This window comes from Streptomyces inhibens (assembly GCF_022221585.1).
Taxonomy (GTDB): Bacteria; Actinomycetota; Actinomycetes; order Streptomycetales; family Streptomycetaceae; genus Streptomyces; species Streptomyces inhibens.
Window position 1 is genome coordinate 4751252 of the sequence record NZ_CP084681.1, and the last position, 19981, is coordinate 4771232.

The following is a 19981-nucleotide window of genomic DNA, read 5'->3' on the forward strand; positions in this document are numbered from 1 at the left end:
CTTCGTCGTGAATTTAAAGGCCATCGGCCCCGAAACGCGAACTGGAAGGGAACATTCAGCCGGGCGGACGGGAGGAGGCTCCGGGTCGCAGGCCCGGCGCCCGGTCCACGGGCCGCAGCGGCCCCCGGGGGACGGCGCGGCCCGGCACCCGGGTCACACCAGCCGGACCGGCTTTTCGGGGCGTACGCCGACCGTCATCAGCCAGCCGCGGAGCGGTTCCGCATCGCCGTCGTCGACCAGGCTGAGCACCGGGCGTCCGAGGTCGGCGCGGCGGGCGCCGTCGACCAGCAGCGCCGGGCCGTCGAGCCAGTCGAGGCCGGGAGCGGCGCCGGCGGTGTCGACGGCGGCGCAGCACACCATGGCGGTGACGTGGTCGGCGAGGAGTTCGCGGCCCGTACGGGGCGGTTGCAGGGGGAACAGCGGGAGGCCGCCCTCGGCCATACCGTCGCCCCAGGCCACGCCCACCGCGGCGTCCTGCTCCGCGCTGCCGCGGGCGGCCTGGCGAGCGGCTTCCTCGCGCTCCTCGCGCTCGACCTCCGCGCCCAGCCGGGCGGCGACGAGGTCGCCGGCCCGCTCGTCATGGGCGAGCCGCTCGATGACCCGGGCCAGGGTCGGACCGGGGGCGGGTGCGGCGGGCGGGTTCGTGGACCGGCCGTCGGTGGGCCGGTGGTCCGCGGGGCGGTGGCCCGTGGGCGTACGGCCGGGGGTGCGGGCGTACGAGAGGGACGGGGCGGCCGGAGCGGGGTCGGGGGCCGGGGTCGCGGGCGGGGATGCCGGGCGCGGCGTCGCCGGGAGGTCGTCGAGGACGCGGTGGAGGCGGGCGGCCTCCAGGCGCCATTTACGGTCCACGACCTCTTCCGGGTATTGGTTCCAGCCGACCGGTGACCAGTCGGGTCCCGGCTCGGCCGGGCCGCCGTGGAAGAGGCGGGCGGCCAGCAGGGAGGCGGCGCGGTCGATGGCGCCCGGCTCCTCCAGCAGGTCGCAGGCGGGGCGCTCGCCGAGGCGGGAGGCGAAACCGTCGGCGAGACGGTCGCGGCGGGAGAGTTCGGTGAGCGCGGAGACCACGCCGGCGTCCAGTCGGGACGGCCATCGGCCCATCCGCCAGGCGGGCAGCGCGACCCGGGTCAGCAGCCGGTCCCAGCCCGCGTAGGCGAGGCCGACCTGCTCCTGGGCGACGATCCGCAGGCCGTAGTCGACGCTCTGGGCGCGCTCGGAGGCGGCGGCCGCGACGGCGCGCTCCATGATCGTGGCGTGGTCGCGGCAGGCGCGCAGCAGCAGGCGTGCCACCCGGCCGACGAAGCGGAGCGCCGGGCCGCGCAGCGGGCCCTCGGCGCGGGCCGAGACCGCGACGGCGGCGTCCAGGCCGCGGATGAAGCGGCGGGCGGCCGCTATGTCGGGGTGGGCGGACGGGCCGGTGCCGGCGACGACGGGGGCCAGCAGGGCACGCAGCTCGGCGACCCGCATCCACCACAGGAACGGTGAGCCGATGACCAGGACCGGCGCCTCGGGCGCCCGGCGTCCTTCGCCGGCCGTGGGCCGCCCGCTGCCCGGCGGGCCGTGCGCGCGGTGCGTACGGTCCTCCAGCCAGCTGTCGCAGTCCGGGGTGAGCGCTATGGCGGACGGCGCGGGGACCTCCAGGCGATCGGCGAGATCGCGCACGAGGCGGTAGAGGTCGGGGGCCGATGTCTCGGAGATCGGCACGGAGGGGCTGAGCGCGGGTCTGGCGCGCGCGACGACCGTGGTGACCAGCGCCGCCAGGAGCAGGCTGAGCACCGCGATGCCGCTGACGATCCAGCGCGTGAGGTCCCAGCCGGTGCCCGCGCCGAGATGGCCGGTCGCCCGGCCGGCGAAGAGCACCACCGCCACGGCCGCGGGCAGCAGCGCCACGGCCAGCGCGGCGCCGCGGATCCGCAGCACGGCGAGGGCGCGGGCACGCGCCGCCAGGACGCCTGTTTCCGGACTTGCCACGAGCCTGTACACCCCCTGCTGTCCTGAGGAGCCGGACGGAGAGAACACGGGACGGACGTACGAAAGTTGCGCGGTGTGGTGCGAGCGAGGTCACTCACCACCACTGTGGCACCGGCCACTGACATCGCAATGCCGGTGAGCCACTTGCCGGACGTCGCCGTGGCAACCGTGCCGAATTCCGGCACGGCGGCCACAGGACGCTTGCGCGGCACCCTAGTTGGGGGTGTACGTCTCGTCAGCCGGAACTTGGTGTGGTCACTCGATGGAATGGCTTTGGGCAAAGCCGGGAACCGGTGGCCGGGCGGTGTGGGCCATGGAACGGTGCGCCCCGGGCTGTCTCCACAGACCCGGGGCATATGCCCCTATGCGCCCTGGGTTTCCGTCGCCTCCGCGGCCTGGTCCGCGACCTTGGCGGCGATGTCCGTGCGGTGCTGGGAGCCGTCCAGGGAGATCCGGCCCACGGCCCGGTAGGCGCGCTGCCGGGCGGTGGTGAGGTCGGCGCCGGTGGCGGTGACGGACAGCACCCGGCCGCCGGCGCTGAGCACCGCGCCGGAGTCGTCGCGCCGGGTGCCGGCGTGCAGCACGTACGCGTCCGGGGCGTCCTGTGCCACGACATCGGCCAGGCCCTCGATGGGGTCGCCGGTGCGCGGGGTGTCCGGGTAGTTGTGGGAGGCGATGACGACCGTGACGGCCGCGTCGTCGCGCCAGCGCAGCGGCGGCAGGGCGGCGAGGTTGCCGGTCGCGGCAGCGAGCAGCAGCCCGCCCAGCGGGGTCTGGAGGCGGGCGAGCACGACCTGGGTCTCCGGGTCGCCGAAGCGGGCGTTGAACTCGATCACGCGCACCCCGCGCGAGGTGATCGCCAGGCCCGCGTAGAGCAGTCCGGAGAAGGGCGTGCCACGGCGGTGCAGCTCGTCGACGGTGGGCTGCAGGACGGTGGCCATGACCTCGTCGACCAGCTTGGGGTCGGCCCAGGGCAGCGGGCTGTACGCGCCCATGCCGCCGGTGTTCGGGCCCTGGTCGCCGTCGTAGGCGCGCTTGAAGTCCTGGGCGGGCTGCAGCGGGACAACGGTCTCGCCGTCGGTGATCGCGAAGAGCGAGACCTCCGGGCCGTCGAGGAACTCCTCGATGACTACGCGGTCGCAGGCCAGGGCGTGCGCGCGGGCGGCCTCGACGTCCTCGGTGACGACGACGCCCTTGCCGGCCGCCAGGCCGTCGTCCTTGACGACGTACGGGGCGCCGAAGGCGTCGAGGGCCTCGTCGATCTCGGCGGGGGTGGTGCAGACATAGCTGCGGGCGGTGGGGACGGCCGCGGCGGCCATCACGTCCTTGGCAAAGGCCTTGGACCCCTCCAGCTGGGCGGCCTCGGCCGAGGGGCCGAAGACCGGGATGCCGCGCTCGCGTACGGCGTCCGCGACGCCCGCCACCAGCGGGGCCTCGGGGCCGACGACGACCAGGTCGGCCCGCAGGCCGGCGGCGAGATCGGCGACGGCCGCGCCGTCGAGGGCGTTGACCCCGTGCAATTCGGCCACCTCGGCGATGCCGGCGTTGCCGGGAGCGCAGTGCAGCGCGGTGACGTCGGGGTCGAGGGACAGAGAGCGGCACAGGGCGTGTTCGCGGGCGCCGCCGCCGATGACGAGGACCTTCACGGTGGCAGCCTAGACGAATGCACCAGAAGCCCGGACGTCGGGCATGCCCGGATCACACAAGGGTCACGCGCGGCCGGAAACCGTCCGTCGCCGCGGTGGCAACTCTTTCGGGTGAGATACCGGCCGGCCTTATATCCGATCCCGCACCACTTCTGGGCGGAAATAACGTGATCTTGCGGTCGACGCCAGCCGTTCGGCGGTAGGAAGGGGCTGTGCGCAACGGCCGTCTCGTACGTCACGCGTGCACCGCGCGTATCCGTAGAGAGCGTAGAGAGGGAGTGCACGGGTGAGTCAGCCGGAGATGCAGCCCGAGGGACCCCCTCGGGAGGGCGCCAGCCGGGGCAGCGGCCGGAGGGATCTCGCGGGGCGGGCCTTTCCGCTCGGCGACTGGGGAGAACCGGCCGACCGACTGGACGCGCTCTATTTCTGGACCGAGCAGGGCGCGCTGCGCGCCGCCGACTGGTATCTGCACGACCGGCTGGCCAAGCGCCGCGGCGCGCGGGCGCTGCGGCTGGGCGCCGCGGTCGGGGTGGCGGTGAGCGGGGCGCTGCCGCTGCTGGATCTGGCCGGCGTCTGGGACGGTGGGGCGCCCTGGGGGTGTCTGTCGCTGCTGCTGGCTGCGGTGTGTGTGGGCTGCGACCGGTATTTCGGGGTGACGGCCGGCTGGATGCGGGACCTGGCGACGGCGCAGGCGATCCACCGGCGGCTGGAGGCGTTGCAGTTCGACTGGGCGTCGGAGAACGCGCGCGAGGTGCTCGGGCCGACCGAGGGCACGGCGGGCGACGCGGCGGAGCGCTGTCTGGGGGTGCTGCGGCGGTTCAACGAGGACATCGGGGAGCTGGTGCGGGCCGAAACGGCGGACTGGATGGCGGAGTTCCGGACCGGTCCGGCGCCACGGGCCACACAGGCGATGGTGCCGTGGACGGCGCCGCGGCAGGAGGGCGCGGGGCATCCGGGGCGTTTCGCGCTGCCGCCCCGTACGCGGCCGAACATGCCGCGGCAGCGGCCGCCGGAGCCGCCTCGCTAGGCGCTTGGCCCGCGTCCCACCTTTTCGGCTTTCCCGCCGTGGGGGTTGTCGCGTGCGCCTTCGGCGCGATGCCGCTGCGCGGGGCTTCGGGGTGCGGTGACGGGCGTCCGGGGCTTGATGTGGGGACTGCTTCGCTTTACGCTCCGCCTTTGCTCTTTATCCAGTCTTCGGAAGCAAAGCCCCCACATCAAGCCCCGGACGCCCGTCACCTCCCGTGGGAGGGAAAGGTTTCCGCGGGGGTCAGCTGAAGACGATCATGGAGCCTTGGCCCAGGCTCCGGGTGGCGGCCGCGTGCAGGCCGAGCCACACATGCCGCTCCCGGGCGAACGGGCCGTCGTCCAGGGGCACCGCGCCCGCCCGCTCCTCCAGAGAGGTGGGGCCGGCCGGCGGCGCCGGTGCGGCCGGCGGATTGGCCGGATCGATACCGAGGGATGGCGCAACCAGTTCGAGATCGCGCAGCAGACCGTGCGAGGAGCCCAGCGGCCCGCCGCCCTCCAGCAGTTCGTCGTTGGCGAGCGGATGCGGGAAGTCGACCGGGACATACGCGCCCGCGTGGTCGTAGTGCCACACCAGGTGGGACTGTTGCGCGGTGGTCTCGAACATCTCCAGCAACTGCTCGTAGTCTCCGCCCAGTTCGTCCACCGGCGTCACCTCCAGGCCGCACAGGCGCAGCAGGTAGGCGCGGCGCAGGAAGTGCAGCGCGTCGTAGTCGAAGCCGGCGATGGGGGCGACGTCACCGGACAGGCCAGGCATATAGCTGAAGACCGGGACCGGTGGCAGGCCCGCTTCCGTCAGGGCCTTGTCGTAGGCGGCGATCTCTTCGGAGAACGGGTTGTCGGGGCTGTGGCACAGCACATCGACGAGGGGTACCAGCCACAGGTCACATGCCACGAGTGAGGGCTCGCTTCCGGTCGGGGACAGGGACACCGGCGCACGTACAGCTACGGTTACGGCCCATTACTGGCCGATGGTCGGGACAGCGTAGTGCTAGCCGCGCGTTCCGACGAGAGCGAGGGAGTGCTCGTTGTACTCGGCGATCAGCTGCTGGGCCGCGGGCAGGTCGTGCCGGACGAGGGCGTCGGCCAGGGCACAGTGGCCCTGCCACAGATGGCCCTTGAGGTCGGGTTCGCGGCGCAGCAGCGGCACCGCGAACATCCAGGTCTGGACGCGGATGCGGTCGAGGAAGTCACTGATGTAGGCGTTGTTCACGATGCTGCTCAGCTCGCGCCAGAACCGCAGGTCGTAGCCGATGAGGACGTCCAGGTCGCCGCCGCGCGCGGCCCGCTCGGCCTCGTCGGCGCGGCGCCGGATGGCGATCAGCACCTCGGCGGGGGTGGCGCGCAGCGCCTGGTCGGCACCGCTGCGGAAGATGCCCTCGATGATCAGGGTGCGGGCCTCGACCATCGCCCGGAAGTCGTCGGCGGTGAAGGCGTGCACCTTGAAGCCGCGGTGCTGTTCGACGTCCAGGAGGCCCTGGGCGCACAGGTCGAGCAGCGCCTCGCGCACCGGTGTCGCGGAGACGCCGTACTGGTCGGCGATCTCCTTGACGGTGAAGGGGTGGCCGGAGGGCAGGCGGCCGGCCAGGACCTCGTCGCGCAGCGCGTCGGCGATCTGCTGGCGCAGGGTGCTGCGACGTATGACTGAGCTGTCTCCGCCGGCGGCCATTGTGTGCGTCTCCTTCGACGTCCATGACCGCGCAGGGGAGCGGCCCCCGCCCACGATAGGCGAGGGCCGCGGTGCGCTGCTTCGCGCGGGGGCCGTGACCTGCTGTTCCGCGCCGCGGTGTGCGGCGGACGGGGCAGGTCAGACGGTGTGCGCGTCGGCCGCCGTGAGGGCCTGGTCGAGGGCGGCCAGGCCCTCCTTGGCCTCGGCCTCGGTGACCGTGCAGGCCGGGACGACATGCGTACGGTTCATGTTCACGAACGGCCACAGACCGCCGCGCTTGCAGGCCGCGGCGAATTCGGCCATCGGGGCGTTGGCTGCGCCGGACGCGTTGTAGGGCACCAGCGGCTCGCGGGTCTCCTTGTTCTTGACCAGGTCCAGCGCCCAGAAGACGCCCAGGCCGCGGACCTCGCCGACCGAGGGGTGCCGCTCGGCGATCTCGCGCAGCGCGGGGCCGATGACCGTCTCGCCGATCTCGGCGGCGTTCTCCACGATCCGCTCCTCGGCCATCGCGTTGATCGTGGCGACGGCGGAGGCGCAGGCCAGCGGGTGGCCGGAGTACGTCAGACCGCCCGGGTAGGGGCGCTGGTCGAAGGTGGCGGCGATCTCGGCGCTGATCGCGACGCCGCCCAGCGGGACGTAGCCGGAGTTCACGCCCTTGGCGAAGGTCAGCAGGTCGGGGGTGACGCCGAAGTGGTCGGCGGCGAACCAGTGGCCGGTACGGCCGAAGCCCGCCATGACCTCGTCGAGGATGAAGACGATGCCGTAGCGGTCGCAGATCTCGCGGACGCCGGCGAGGTAGCCGGCCGGCGGGACCATGATCCCGGCGGTGCCGGGGACGGTCTCCAGGATGATCGCCGCGATCGACTGCGGGCCCTCGAAGGCGATGGTCTGCTCCAGGTGCGCGAGGGCGCGCTCGCACTCCTGCTGCTCGTTCTCGGCGTGGAAGGCCGAGCGGTAGAGGAACGGGCCCCAGAAGTGCACAACGCCCGCGGAGGCGGTGTCGGAGGGCCAGCGGCGCGGGTCGCCGGTCAGGTTGATCGCGGCGGCGGTGGCGCCGTGGTACGAGCGGTAGGCGGACAGCACCTTGGCGCGGCCGGTGTGCAGCCGGGCCATCCGGACCGCGTTCTCCACGGCCTCCGCGCCGCCGTTGGTGAAGAAGATCTTGTCGAGGTCCCCGGGGGTGCGCTCGGCGATCAGCCGGGCGGCCTCGGACCGTACGTCCACGGCGAAGCCGGGCGCGATGGTGCACAGCTTGGCGGCCTGCTCCTGGATCGCGGCGACGACCTTGGGGTGCTGGTGGCCGATGTTGGTGTTGACCAGCTGCGAGGAGAAGTCGAGGTAGCGGTTGCCGTCGTAGTCCCAGAAGTACGAGCCCTCGGCGCCGGCGATCGCCAGCGGGTCGATCAGGCCCTGCGCGGACCAGGAGTGGAAGACATGCGCACGGTCGTCGGCCTTCACTGCCGCGCCGGCGGCAGGATCGGCGGCGGCTGCGGGGTGCATCGTGGTCACGGTCAGTACCTCGGATCGGGTCGCTCGGGTCCGCCGAGGGATCGGCACGGCGAACGCCCTCAGCCTAGGGATCACCGTCCGCCGACCGGTACCGACACTGTGTATGCCGCTCACCACACGCACGGACAGAGTGTCGACGGGCTGTAGGAAACTCCAGGGCCGCAGGGCCTGTCGGGCCTTCAGGCCGCCGTAGGAAAGGCAGTGCGCACCGCCCGCCGGCAGTGGCCGGCGGCCAGGTCCGGGCGCAGCGCCGATAATCCGCCGCAGTACTTGGTGAATGCGGCGGGGCGCACACCGTAGCCGTGCAGCAGCCGGTCCGCCTCGGTCGGACGGCCGGTGGTCTTGGTCTCGACGAGGACCAGGCCGCCGTCGGCCCGTACCGTGCGTCCGTTCTCCGGGTCCCGGCAGAGCAGCGCGGCGTCGCAGGTGATGCGCTGGCCGTCCGCGACGAGGGTGGCCCGGGTGTAGTCGGTCTCCAGGGAGCGGCCCAGGTCGGTGGGGGCCGCGATGCCGTAGGAGCGGTCCAGTACGGCGGCGAGGAAGCCGCGCGGGGCCGCGCCGAGGGCGGCGTCGCCCGGCAGCAGCGGCTGCCGGTGCTTGACCGTTTCGCCGCGCCGCCCCTTGAGCGTGATCTCGAACTGCCGCTCCCCGGTGTCCTCGTACCGCCGCTCGCGGATCTTGTAGCGCACCCGGCGGCCCTGCCGGTGGTCGTGGAAGGACCGCAGGTCGGGGGTGTCGTAGTAGAGGGAGTGATAGCGGAACCAGCGGCGTCCGTTGATGCACAGCGCGGCGAACGGGCCGCCCGGCCTGCGGCGGTCGGTGAGTTCGGCCGCGAAGGCGGCGAAGACCTCGACCGGGACGAGATAGCTGGTGCCGAAGCGGGCGAGGAGTTCGGCCCGTGCCTGGACATCGGCGAGCGGTACCGGGCGCGCGGCCATGGTTGCGCGGGCGAGGGCTCGTACGGCGGGAATCACACGGTCTCCTTGGCGGGCGGCTGGGAACGGGGGAGCGTGCGGAACCGGGCGGGCGTGCTGTCGTACGCGTTCTACGCCCCGTACCCCTGGATAGTTCCGGGACGCGGAAGCGAACATCCACCACCGTTATGTCTCAGCCAGGGGCGCCATTGACAGCATGCTGTCGTGAAGACAGAATGCTGTCATAAGGCTTCGAGGCACCCGCCGACCAAGGAGTTCTCATGACTCCCCGCACCGTGCACATCGCCGCCTACGACACACTCGCGGACTGGGAGTGTGGCCACGCCATCGCCCACCTCCGCAGCGGCAGCTACTTCCGCCCGGCCCAGGAGGCGTACGAGGTGGTCACCGTCGCGGCCACCACCGACCGGCCGGTGACGACCATGGGCGGGCAGCGGATCGTGCCCGACCTCGCGCTCGCCGCGCTGCGCCCCGAGGACAGTGCGATGCTGATCCTCCCGGGCGCCCAACTATGGGACTCCGGCGAGGAGTTGGTGCCCTTCGCCCGTAAGGCGGGGGAGTTCCTGGACGCCGGGGTGCCGGTCGCCGCGATCTGCGGCGCGACCGCGGGGCTCGCCCGGGAGGGCCTGCTGAACGACCGGCCGCACACCAGCGGCGCCGCCGGGTACCTAGCGGCACAGCCCGGCTACCAGGGCGGCGACCACTACCGCGAGGCCGACGCGGTGCGCGTCTTCGGGCTGATCACCGCGCGGCCGACCGAGCCGGTGGCCTTCGCCCGCGAGATCTTCGGCCAGCTCCAGGTGATGGAGCCGCGGGTCCTGGAGGCCTGGTATCGCCTGTTCGCCTACTCGGACGCCGCCGCCCACCCCGTGCTGATGGCGGCGGGGACGGCCGGCGACGAGGACGGGCCCGCATGAGCGAGTCCCAGGCTCCCGAGTCCCGGCCCCCCGGGCCCCGCTCCCCCGGCCCCCGGGCCCCGGAGCCCCGCACGCCGGAGCCCCGCACCCCCGAACTCTTCAGCCGTACCGCCCTCGCCGTCTTCCACCTCAACGGCCAGTTCCTCTCCGTCGCGGAGCGCCTCGCCCAGCCGGCCGGGCTGACCGCCGCCTGGTGGCAGGTCCTGGGCGCCGTAATGGCCGAGCCGCTCCCCGTGGCCGGTATCGCCCGCGCGATGGGCATCACCCGCCAGAGCGTGCAGCGCATCGCCGACCTCCTGGTGGAGCGCGGTCTGGCCGCCTACCGGCCCAACCCGGCGCACCGCCGCGCCAAACTCCTCGCCCCCACCGAGGAGGGCCGGGCCGCCCTCGCCCGGATCACCCCGGGCCATGCGGAGTTCGCCGCCCGGCTCGGCGAACAGCTCGGCGGGCCGGAGGACTTCCGGCAGGTCATGACGGCGCTGGAGCGTCTTTCGGACGCGCTGGAGGAGCTGTCCGGCGCACGGCAGGAACCGCCCGGCATACGGGAGGAGCCTCCCCGCGCCCGGGAGACGCCACCGCCCGCGGAGAGCTGAGGGCCCACGGCCTGCCGGCGGCCGGCCGGGTCTCGATATCCTCACCGCGGAAGAGGGGCCGCGGGCAACCCGTGTGCGTACGCGCCTGCGCCTGCTCGCCCGCAGGGCGGTTACGGGGGAAAGGGCGACGGATCGTGGAACAGCCAAGACGTGCCGGACAGCAAGGGCGGACGGGGCGGCCCGGCGGGCTGGCGCCGCTGGGTGCGCGGGATCCGCAGCGGATCGGGGACTACCGCCTGATCGGCCGGCTCGGCGAGGGCGGGATGGGGCGGGTGTTCCTGGCCCGTTCCGATCGCGGCCGTACCGTCGCGGTCAAGCTGGTGCGCGCGGAGCTGGCGTACGAGGAGGAGTTCCGGGACCGCTTCCGGCGCGAGGTGCTGGCCGCGCAGCAGGTCGGCGGGGAGTGGACCGCGCCCGTGCTGGACGCGGACACCGAGGCCGAGACCCCCTGGCTCGCCACCGGCTATATCGCCGGCCCCTCCCTCCAGCAGGTCGTCGGCGGCAGCGGCACACCGCTTCCCGAACGGACGGTGCGGATCCTGGCGGCCGGGCTGGCCCGTGCGCTGGCGTCCATCCATGCCGCCGGGATCATCCACCGCGACCTCAAGCCGTCCAATGTGCTGATCACCATCGACGGGCCCCGGGTCATCGACTTCGGCATCGCACGGGCGCTGGAGGCGGTCACCGGCAACGGCGTGACGCGTACCGGCGCGGCGGTCGGCTCGCCGGGCTTCATGTCGCCCGAGCAGGTGCGCGGCGAACCGCTCACCCCGGCCTGCGATGTCTTCTCCCTCGGGTCGGTGCTCACCTACGCGGCGACCGGACGCCAGCCGTTCGGTACGGCCGACAGCGCGGCGCATGCGCTGATGTACCGCGTCGCCCAGGAGGAACCCGACCTTTCCGGGCTGTCCGAGGGGCTGCACGATCTGATCGCCGGCTGTCTGGCCAAGGACCCCGAACAGCGGCCCACTCCGGCGCAGTTGGTGGCGCTGGCGGAGGTCGGAAGCGGCGGCGACGGGCCGGGTGCGGACGACGAACCCTGGCTGCCGGGGGCGTTGATCGCCCGGCTGGGGCGGCATGCCGTGGAGCTGCTGGAGGCGGAGAACCCGCAGGGCGAGGAGGGTTCGCAGGACGCCGGTGGCCGGCCGGCCCCGCCCGCGCACATCTCCGAGAACCCCGGGGTGCATGCGCTGCCCACCACCATCTCGCCGACGCCGGCGCCGGGCCGCACCCCGCCGACGCCACCGCCTGCTCCCGTACCGCAGGGCCCGGCGCCGTATCCGCCGCACGCCGCCCACGGGCACCACGGGCACCACGGATACGCGGCCCCGGCGCCGGCACCCGCCCCGGCGGCGCCCGCACGGCGCCGGCGCGGTGCCGTCACCGCCCTGCTCACCGTGGTCGCGCTGGCGCTCGCCGGGGCCGGCGCGGTCACCGCGTACACGCTGCTGACCGGCAACGACAGCGGCGTACGGCCGACGGACGCGAAGGGCGGCAAGAAGAGCCAGGGGTCGGCACAGCCCGCCGCGGCCGGCGGCATTCCCACGGACTACCTGGGCACCTGGGAAGGGACGGTCGGCGACTCGACCACCGATGTCCGGCGCTTCACCCTCACCCAGGGCAAGGCCGGTGACACCGTGCTGACGATGACGGCCAGCGGGGCCAACTACCGCTGCGAGTTCGCGGCCACCCTGACCAGCGTGGGCCCGCCGGTCCGCCTCGGCCCGTCCACGGTGCTCTCCGGACCGGCCGACAGCTGCCTCCCGGGCTCCCCGAGCACCCTGGAGATGGTGGGCGGCAAGCTGCGCCGCGTCTTCGACGACGGCAAGGCGATGTCGTACAGCAAGACGGGCTGAGGCGGCCGGCACCGCCCACGGCCGGGCGCGGGTCCCTCGCCCGCTCCCCCGCCGGACGCCGGACGCCGGACGCCGGGCGTTCTCCCCCCGGACCTCGATCGTTCTCCCGTCGTGACGCTCCGTCTGCCGCTGCGCGATCAGCCGGAGCCTAGGCTCGGCGGACGCCTGTCGCTGCCACGCGCCACAGGTGAGGGAACGACAGGGGGAGGGCGCTCCGATGGACGGCCTGCGCGGGCTGACGGCCGACGATCCGCAGTGGATCGGCGACTACCGGCTGATCGGCCGGCTCGGCAGCGGCGGGATGGGCCGGGTCCATCTCGCCCGGTCCGAGGGCGGCCGGACCGTCGCCGTGAAGCTGGTGAAGGCCGAGCTGGCGGCCGAGGAGGAGTTCCGGGACCGCTTCCGCGCCGAGGTCGAGGCCGCGCGCCGGGTCGGCGGGCGGTGGACCGCACCGGTGCTGGACGCCGACACCGAGGCCGCGGTCCCCTGGGTCGCCACCGGCTATATCGCCGGTCCCACACTGAGCGAGGTCGTCGGCAGTGCGTACGGCAGCGCCGGCAGCTACGGTCCGCTGCCGGAGTATGCGCTGCGGCGGCTGGCGTACGGGCTGTCCTGTGCGCTGCTCGACATCCACGGCGTGGGCCTGGTGCACCGCGATCTCAAGCCGTCCAATGTGCTGCTGACCATCGACGGGCCGCGGGTCATCGACTTCGGTATCGCGCGGGCCCTGGACGCGGTCGGCGACCAGACCCAGACCCGTACCGGCATGGTCGTCGGCTCGCCGAGCTTCATGTCGCCCGAGCAGGTGCAGGGCCACCGCGTCGGGCCGGCCAGCGATGTGTTCTGTGTGGGCTCGGTGCTGGCGTACGCGGCGACCGGACGGGCGCCGTTCGGCAGCGTCGCCTCGGGCGTGCACGCGGTGATGTTCAAGATCGCGCAGGAGGAGCCGGAGCTGGCCGACGTGCCGGCGGGGCTCCGCGAGCTGATCGCGGACTGCCTGGCCAAGGACCCGGCGGCGCGCCCCGGACCCGAGGAGATCGCCGCCCGGCTCGGGCCGGTGCCCAGCGGCTCGGCCGCCACCCCCTGGCTGCCGGCCGAGCTGATCGCGCGCCTGGGGCAGCACGCCGTACGCCTCCTGGACACCGACACCCCGCCCGGGGGCCAGCCGCCGACGCTCACGACGACCCGGGTCCCGACCGGACCGGCACCGGCGCCGGGCGCCACTACGGAGCCCCGCCGCCGCCCCCGATGGCTCCCGCTTCTGGCCACCGCCGTCGTCGCGGCCGCCGCGACCGCCGGGGCCGTATCGCTGCTCGGCGGCGGGGGCGCCGAGGACAGCGCGTCCGAGATTCCCGCCCGTTTCGTCGGCACCTGGTCGGGTCCGGTGCTGCGGGACGGGGCGCCCACCGGGCAGCAGCGCCGGTTCGTGATCACCAACGGCAAGGTCGGCGAGGTGGTCGCGAACAGCACCAGCCTGGGCGCGACGTACGAGTGCCGGAGCGACGGCACGCTGGTCTCCCTCACGGCGCACGACGGGCGCCCGGCGCTGCGGCTGGACACCAAGGTCGTCCGGTCGATCCCGGCGGGCCGCTGCGCCGCGCTCGGCGAGCACATCCTCGAAGCGGGCAGCGCCGGCACCCTGAAGTGGGCGGCGGCCGGGCGCACGGCGACACTGCACCGCGCCGGCCCGGCCGAGGAGCGCGTCCCGGCCGGCTACCTCGGCACCTGGCAGCGGCCGGACGCCGACGGCCACGGCAGCCGGCGGATGACCATCAAGCAGGCCCCGGCGGGCAGCACGGTGCTCACCACCGTCGTCGTGGGCCCCGGCCTCCGCTGCACGGCGCACGCCGATCTCTACGCGGCAGTGGACGGAAAACTGACCGTCGGCCCCCCGGTGGCCGACCCGGCCGCACCCGGCTGCGCACCGGGCGGCACCTCGATCCTGCGCCTCAACGACGACGGCACCCTGCACCGCGAGTTCCTCGGCGACGACAAACAGCCGCGCACCTACTCCAGAGCGGAGTAGGCACGCGGCTGCTGCCGTGGTGCGGATGTTCCCGCGCGGTCCTTACGACAGGAACGAGTTGATCTCGATGGTCTCGTCGCGGCCGGGGCCGACGCCGATCGCGGAGATCGGGGCGCCGGACATCTCCTCCAGCGCCTTGACGTACGCCTGCGCGTTCTTCGGCAGGTCGGAGAAGGACTTCGCCTTGGTGATGTCCTCGGACCAGCCCGGGAGCATCTCGTAGACCGGCTTGGCGTGGTGGAAGTCGGTCTGCGAGTAGGGCAGCTCTTCCACGCGCTTGCCGTCGATCTCGTACGCCACACAGACCGGGATCTGCTCCCAGCCGGTGAGCACGTCGAGCTTGGTGAGGAAGAAGTCCGTCAGGCCGTTGACGCGGGTCGCGTAGCGGGCGATGACCGCGTCGAACCAGCCGCAGCGGCGGTCGCGGCCGGTGGTGACACCGCGCTCGCCACCGATGCGGCGCAGCGCCTCGCCGTCCTCGTCGAACAGCTCCGTCGGGAACGGGCCCGCGCCGACACGGGTCGTGTAGGCCTTGAGGATGCCGATGACCCGGCTGATCTTCGTCGGGCCGACGCCGGCGCCGGTGCAGGCGCCGCCGGAGGTCGGGTTCGAGGAGGTGACGAAGGGGTACGTGCCGTGGTCGACGTCGAGCAGGGTGCCCTGGCCGCCCTCGAAGAGGACGACCTTGCCGTCGTCGATGGCGTTGTTCAGGAGCAGCGTGGTGTCGGCGACGAAGGGCTTGATCTGGTCGGCGTAGCCCAGCATCTCCTCGACGATCTTGTCGGCCTCGATCGCGCGGCGGTTGAAGACCTTGGCCAGGAGCTGGTTCTTCTGCTCCAGGGCGGCCTCGACCTTCTGGGCGAGGATCGACTCGTCGTACAGGTCCTGGACGCGGATGCCGACGCGGTTGATCTTGTCCGCGTAGGTCGGGCCGATACCGCGGCCGGTGGTGCCGATCTTGCGCTTTCCGAGGAACCGTTCCGTCACCTTGTCGATGGTGACGTTGTACGGCGTGATCAGATGCGCGTTACCGCTGAGCAGCAGCTTGGACGTGTCGACGCCGCGCTCATTGAGTCCGCTCAGCTCGGAGAGCAGGACCGCCGGGTCGACGACGACACCGTTGCCGATGACCGGGGTACACCCCGGCGAGAGGATTCCGGAAGGGAGAAGATGCAGTGCGTACTTCTGGTCGCCTACGACAACCGTGTGGCCGGCGTTGTTGCCGCCCTGGTAGCGCACCACATAGTCAACGGACCCACCGAGCAGATCGGTGGCCTTTCCCTTGCCCTCATCACCCCACTGAGCACCGAGCAGCACAAGTGCGGGCACAGGCGTACACCCCTTCCGGGCGGGGCATGTCCAACGTGCGTGGATGGCGTCAGCATGCGTGTTCACGCGTACGTCATCGCTAGAGCCGTCGAACCGGTGCCCCGGAATAGACGAAGCCCCTGGCGCAATAGCGCAAGGGGCTCTTGCACCGAGATGCTACCTGAGGAAGGACCGAGGTGTCGGCGCAGCCTTCTGGGCACTCTCCCACGGACTCCGTTCGGGGGTACCCCCTGCTCGTGGTCATCGACCCTCTCGCCCGCAGTACGGACGGCGAATCCGTGCGGATCGCGAAGGATGTCCTGTGTGCGGGCGCGGGGGCGAAAATCTGCCTTCCCGAGGGGCCGGAGGAATTTGCCCGGATGCTCGCCCGCCGCGGCCACCGGCGCCCGGTGGTGATCGGCGACGACCGGGCGTTGCTGCGGGTCGTGGGCCTGCTGCACAAGGAACGCGAGCTGGCCGGGGTGACGGTGTCGATGGTCCCGGTCGGGGCGCCGGCCGCCGTCGCCCTGAGCCGCACGCTGGGCGTCCCCACGGACACCGTCGCCGCGGCGCGGGCCGTCCTGGACGGCGGGGAGCAACCGATGGATCTGCTCACGGACGACAGCGACGGCATTGTGCTGGGCGGGCTGCGGATCCCCTCCGGCAGCGAGCCGACCCGGCACGGGCACGGCGCGTATGTGCCCGGTGCGGCGCATCCGGTGGACCCCATGGACCCACTGGACTCCGCGGGCGCGCGGGGCGGCCTGGTGGGCGGCATCGACGGGCACCGGCCGTGGTGGGAGCCGGCCGCACGGACCGCCCGTACGGCGCTGGCGATGCTGGCGGCGCCGGCGGCCGGGCGGCGCACCCGGGTGCCGGGGCAGCGGCTGCGGATCGAGGCGGACGGGGTACTGCTGGCCGATCTGGACCGGCCGGTGCGCGGGGTGTCGGTGGTGCCGGGCGGACAGGCCGTGGCCGACGGGGCCCGGCCGGGGCCCGACGGCGTCGGAGGCGGCGGCGAGCTGGCCGAGGTCGTGGTGCACTGGCCGGGCGAGGGGCGGCCGGTGCGGGCCCGGGCGCGGGCGGTGACGGTGTCCGGCGCGGACTTCCACTACCGGGCGGATGCGATGGTCGGCGGGCCGGTCAGAAGCCGTACGTGGACCGTGCAGCCGGGGGCCTGGCGGTTGCAGCTGCCGCGGAGCGGGTGAGCCCGGGGCCGGGCGGGCGTTAGCTGTCGATCTCGGCGCGCAGCTGGTCGCGGTGGTCGCGCCAGCGCTCCAGCAGCCCCGTGAGCTCCTTCTGCAGGAACTCGAAGAAGGCGAGGGTCTCGCCGAGCCTGCGGCCGGCGGGGGAGTCCTCGCCGAGGCTCACGACGCCCTCGCGCAGCGTGCCCTCCCAGCGGGCGAGGACGCCCTCCCGGCGCGTCAGCGCCTCGTACCACTGGTCGCTGTGTACGCGGTAGCGGTCGCGGCGGGAGCCGGGCTCGCGCTCGCGGCTGACCATGTCGACCTGGGAGAGGTAGCGGACCGCGCCGGAGACGGCGGCGGGGCTGATCTGGAGGCGCTCGCCCAGCTCGGCGGAGGTCAGCACGCCGGAGTCGGACGCCAGCAGGCAGGCGAAGACGCGGGCGGGCATCCGCGGCATCCCTGCGTCGACCAACTGTGCGGCGAAGCGCTCGACGAACTGTGAGATCGCCTCGTCGGTACGCGTATCGCCACTCCGCTGTTGCTGCTCGCTCATATCCGCATCATCTCCCCTGATCAGAGCCACCCACCCCAACTTTATACGGTTTCTTAACTTCACAAATTTGTGAATCTAACGTACCTTCAAAATCATGACCACGGCAATCTCTTCCGCTCCCGCGATCCGGGTGGACTCTCTCCACAAGTCCTTCGGGCGGACCCACGCGCTGGACGGTCTCGACCTGAGCGTCGAGGCCGGTGAGGTACACGGCTTCCTCGGGCCCAACGGCGCCGGGAAGTCCACGACGATCCGTGTCCTGCTCGGCCTGCTGCGCGCCGACGGCGGCAGCGCCCGGCTCCTGGGCAAGGACCCCTGGCACGACGCCGTCGAGCTGCACCGCCGTATCGCCTACGTCCCCGGTGATGTCACCCTGTGGCGCAACCTCTCGGGCGGCGAGGTCATCGATCTCTACGGCCGGCTGCATCAAGGCAGCGGCGCGAAGCGCCTCCCGTGGATGGGTGGTGGCGGGCGACGGGCGGGCCTGGATGCCGCGCGGCGGACCGAGCTCCTGGAGCGGTTCGAGCTCGACCCCACCAAGAAGGGGCGCACGTACTCCAAGGGCAACCGCCAGAAGGTCGCCCTGGTCGCCGCCTTCGCCTCCGACGTCGATCTGCTCATCCTCGACGAGCCGACCTCCGGGCTGGACCCGCTGATGGAGGAGGTCTTCCAGAGCTGTGTCGCCGAGGAGCGCGACCGCGGCCGCACCGTTCTGCTCTCCAGCCATGTGCTGTCCGAGGTCGAGGCGCTCTGCGACCGCGTCAGCATCATCCGCAAGGGACAGACCGTCGAATCCGGCTCCCTGGGCGAGCTGCGGCACCTCACCCGCACCTCGGTCGTCGCCGAACTCGCGGGGACACCGGGGACGCCTCCAGCGGTGGCCGGGGGAGGGCTGGCCGCGCTGCCCGGCGTCCACGGCCTCGACGTCCAGGGGCACCGCGTCAAGCTCCAGGTCGACACCGACAAGCTCGATGCCGTACTGCGCTCGCTCGGCACCACCGGCGTCCGCAGCCTCATCAGCACCCCGCCCACCCTGGAAGAGCTCTTCCTGCGCCACTACCAGGACGACGCGCCCGGCGAAGAGGCGATCGCGCGATGACCGCCGTGGCCACAGCCCTCCCCGCCCCCGCTGCCCGTTCCCGCCATCTGGCGGGCACCGGCGTCCTGTTGCGCCTGGCGCTGCGCCGCGACCGGGTGATGATCCCGGCCTGGGTGCTGGTCCTCGGCCTGGTCGTCGCCAGTATGGGCTCCTCCTTCGAAGCCCTCTACGACACCGCCGCCGAGCGCGCCCGACTGGCCGCCTCGATGAACGCCAACGGCTCGATGCGCGCGCTGTACGGACCGGTCTTCAGCGACTCCGTCGGCGGCCTGGTCTCCTGGCGGATGGCCGGTTACGGCGCCCTGCTCGCCGCGGTGATGAGCCTGCTGATCGTCGTCCGGCACACCCGCGAAGAGGAGGAGACGGGCCGTCAGGAGCTGCTCTCCGCCGCGATGGTGGGCCGCCGCGCACCGCTGACCGCGGCCCTGCTGACGGCACTGACCGCCAACGCCGCGGTCGCCGTACTGATCGCGGGCGGCCTGGCCAAGTCCGGCCAGCCGGCCGCCGGTTCGCTCGCCCTCGGCCTCGCCATCGGCTGCGCCGGCATGCTCTTCGCCGGGCTGGCCGCCATCACCGCCCAGCTCACCGAGAGCGCGCGGATGGCCAAGGGCCTGACCGGCGCGGTCCTCGGCCTCGCCTTCGCCCTGCGCGCCGCGGGCGACGCCGCCGATGCCGGCTCCACCTCACCCCTCACCTGGATCTCACCGATCGGCTGGTCGGAGAACCTGCGCGCATACGCCGACGAACGCTGGTGGATCCTCCTGCTCTTCCTGGCGGCGACCACCCTCACCGTCGCCGCCTCCTACGCCCTGACCGCCCGCCGCGACATCGGCATGAGCTTCCTGCCCGCCCGCCCCGGGCCGGCCGTCGCGCCGCGCTCCCTGAGTGGCCCGTTCGGCCTGGCCTGGCGGCTCCAGCGCACCACCCTGCTGGGCTGGACGCTCGGCTTCCTCTGCGCCGGCGGGATCTTCGGCGGTATCGCCCAGGGCGCCGCCGACATGGTCGGCGGCAATCGGCAGACCCGCGAGATCGTGGAGCGGATGGGCGGAGCACAGGGCCTGACCGACGCCTTCCTGGCCACGATGGCCGGCATGCTCGGCATGATCGCGGCGATCTACGCGACCGGTGCGGTGCTCCGGCTGCGCGGCGAGGAGACCGGCGACCGCGCGGAGCCGGTGCTGGCCGGCGCGGTGGGCCGGCTCCGCTGGGCCGGCAGCCATCTGGCCATCGCCTACGCGGGCACCGTCGTCATCATGGCCTTCGGCGGGCTGGCCCTGGGTCTGAGCTACGGCATCTCCGTCCACGACGTCGGCGGCCAACTCGGCCCGGTCCTGGCCGCCGCGCTCTGCCAGGTCCCGGCCGTCTGGACGCTCACCGGCCTGACGGTGCTCCTCTTGGGCCTGCTGCCCAAGGCCACCACCGCCGCCTGGGCGCTGGTCGGCGGCTGTCTGGCGATCGGCTGGATCGGCCCCTCCCTCAAGTTCCCGCAGTGGGCGATGGACCTCTCCCCGTTCGGCCATCTCCCCAAGCTGCCCGGCGCCGACGCCACCGCGGCCCCGTTCGTCTGGCTGCTGGCGCTCTCCGCCCTGTTCGCCGCCGTCGGACTGGTGGGCGTACGCCGACGGGACATCGGCTGATCCCCGGGCGGCCGGCCCTCCGGGATTGGCCGCCCCCACATCCGTGCGCCGCCGG

The 19981-nt window shown here is 73.2% G+C and carries 16 protein-coding genes; 8 read left to right on the forward strand and 8 right to left on the reverse strand.

Going from position 1 to position 19981, the window contains the following annotated elements; genetic code table 11:
• Window positions 1-153: 153 nt before the first annotated feature.
• Both KI385_RS21710 and purD read right to left on the reverse strand, forming a co-directional pair.
• Entirely contained in the window at window positions 154-1968 is a 1815-nt protein-coding gene (locus tag KI385_RS21710) for a hypothetical protein (RefSeq protein ID WP_238573839.1), read from the reverse strand.
• Between the two features lie 362 nt (window positions 1969-2330).
• A complete protein-coding gene (gene purD, locus KI385_RS21715; RefSeq protein ID WP_238573840.1) occupies window positions 2331-3614 on the reverse strand; it encodes a phosphoribosylamine--glycine ligase in 1284 nt (427 codons plus the stop codon).
• A 286-nt stretch (window positions 3615-3900) separates the two neighbouring features.
• Here purD and KI385_RS21720 point away from each other — a divergent pair, with 286 nt between their 5' ends.
• Window positions 3901-4641 carry an SLATT domain-containing protein gene (locus KI385_RS21720; protein ID WP_238573841.1) on the forward strand — a complete coding sequence of 247 codons (741 nt, stop codon included), beginning with the start codon at window positions 3901-3903 and terminating at the stop codon, window positions 4639-4641.
• Window positions 4642-4881: 240 nt separating this feature from the next.
• Here KI385_RS21720 and KI385_RS21725 read toward each other — a convergent pair whose 3' ends face one another.
• The 4 genes from KI385_RS21725 to KI385_RS21740 form a co-directional block, all read right to left on the reverse strand.
• Window positions 4882-5532, reverse strand: coding sequence for a hypothetical protein (locus KI385_RS21725; RefSeq protein ID WP_128511300.1), 651 nt, complete (start codon window positions 5530-5532; stop codon window positions 4882-4884).
• Between the two features lie 96 nt (window positions 5533-5628).
• The gene (locus KI385_RS21730) at window positions 5629-6306 is read right to left on the reverse strand and encodes a GntR family transcriptional regulator (protein WP_238573842.1); all 678 of its coding nucleotides are present in this window, start codon (window positions 6304-6306) and stop codon (window positions 5629-5631) included.
• A 138-nt stretch (window positions 6307-6444) separates the two neighbouring features.
• A complete protein-coding gene (locus KI385_RS21735) occupies window positions 6445-7806 on the reverse strand; it encodes an aspartate aminotransferase family protein (protein ID WP_238577787.1) in 1362 nt (453 codons plus the stop codon).
• A 188-nt stretch (window positions 7807-7994) separates the two neighbouring features.
• A complete protein-coding gene (locus KI385_RS21740) occupies window positions 7995-8789 on the reverse strand; it encodes a polyphosphate polymerase domain-containing protein (protein ID WP_238573843.1) in 795 nt (264 codons plus the stop codon).
• Between the two features lie 221 nt (window positions 8790-9010).
• On the opposite strand from KI385_RS21740, the gene KI385_RS21745 reads away from it, so the two are divergent.
• The 4 genes from KI385_RS21745 (at window position 9011) to KI385_RS21760 (ending at window position 14142) form a co-directional block, all read left to right on the forward strand.
• Window positions 9011-9667: a DJ-1/PfpI family protein gene (locus KI385_RS21745; protein WP_238573844.1), complete on the forward strand. Its 657-nt coding sequence runs from the start codon at window positions 9011-9013 to the stop codon at window positions 9665-9667.
• Window positions 9664-10260 carry a MarR family winged helix-turn-helix transcriptional regulator gene (locus KI385_RS21750; RefSeq protein ID WP_238573845.1) on the forward strand — a complete coding sequence of 199 codons (597 nt, stop codon included), beginning with the start codon at window positions 9664-9666 and terminating at the stop codon, window positions 10258-10260. The genes KI385_RS21745 and KI385_RS21750 overlap by 4 nt, the downstream gene beginning before the upstream one ends.
• A 134-nt stretch (window positions 10261-10394) precedes the next feature.
• Entirely contained in the window at window positions 10395-12116 is a 1722-nt protein-coding gene (locus tag KI385_RS21755) for a serine/threonine-protein kinase (protein WP_238573846.1), read from the forward strand.
• Window positions 12117-12333: 217 nt separating this feature from the next.
• Window positions 12334-14142 (forward strand): serine/threonine-protein kinase, encoded by a 1809-nt coding sequence (locus KI385_RS21760; RefSeq protein ID WP_238573847.1) that lies wholly within the window; start codon window positions 12334-12336, stop codon window positions 14140-14142.
• Between the two features lie 42 nt (window positions 14143-14184).
• Here KI385_RS21760 and KI385_RS21765 read toward each other — a convergent pair whose 3' ends face one another.
• Window positions 14185-15471, reverse strand: coding sequence for an adenylosuccinate synthase (locus tag KI385_RS21765; protein WP_238573848.1), 1287 nt, complete (start codon window positions 15469-15471; stop codon window positions 14185-14187).
• A 236-nt stretch (window positions 15472-15707) separates the two neighbouring features.
• Here KI385_RS21765 and KI385_RS21770 point away from each other — a divergent pair, with 236 nt between their 5' ends.
• Window positions 15708-16658 carry a diacylglycerol kinase catalytic domain-containing protein gene (locus KI385_RS21770; RefSeq protein WP_238573849.1) on the forward strand — a complete coding sequence of 317 codons (951 nt, stop codon included), beginning with the start codon at window positions 15708-15710 and terminating at the stop codon, window positions 16656-16658.
• Window positions 16659-16677: 19 nt separating this feature from the next.
• Here KI385_RS21770 and KI385_RS21775 read toward each other — a convergent pair whose 3' ends face one another.
• Entirely contained in the window at window positions 16678-17190 is a 513-nt protein-coding gene (locus KI385_RS21775) for a GbsR/MarR family transcriptional regulator (protein ID WP_238573850.1), read from the reverse strand.
• Between the two features lie 94 nt (window positions 17191-17284).
• Here KI385_RS21775 and KI385_RS21780 point away from each other — a divergent pair, with 94 nt between their 5' ends.
• Window positions 17285-18289: an ABC transporter ATP-binding protein gene (locus tag KI385_RS21780; RefSeq protein WP_238573851.1), complete on the forward strand. Its 1005-nt coding sequence runs from the start codon at window positions 17285-17287 to the stop codon at window positions 18287-18289.
• Window positions 18286-19926: an ABC transporter permease gene (locus KI385_RS21785; protein WP_238573852.1), complete on the forward strand. Its 1641-nt coding sequence runs from the start codon at window positions 18286-18288 to the stop codon at window positions 19924-19926. Before KI385_RS21780 ends, KI385_RS21785 begins: the two co-directional genes overlap by 4 nt.
• Window positions 19927-19981 lie beyond the last annotated feature (55 nt).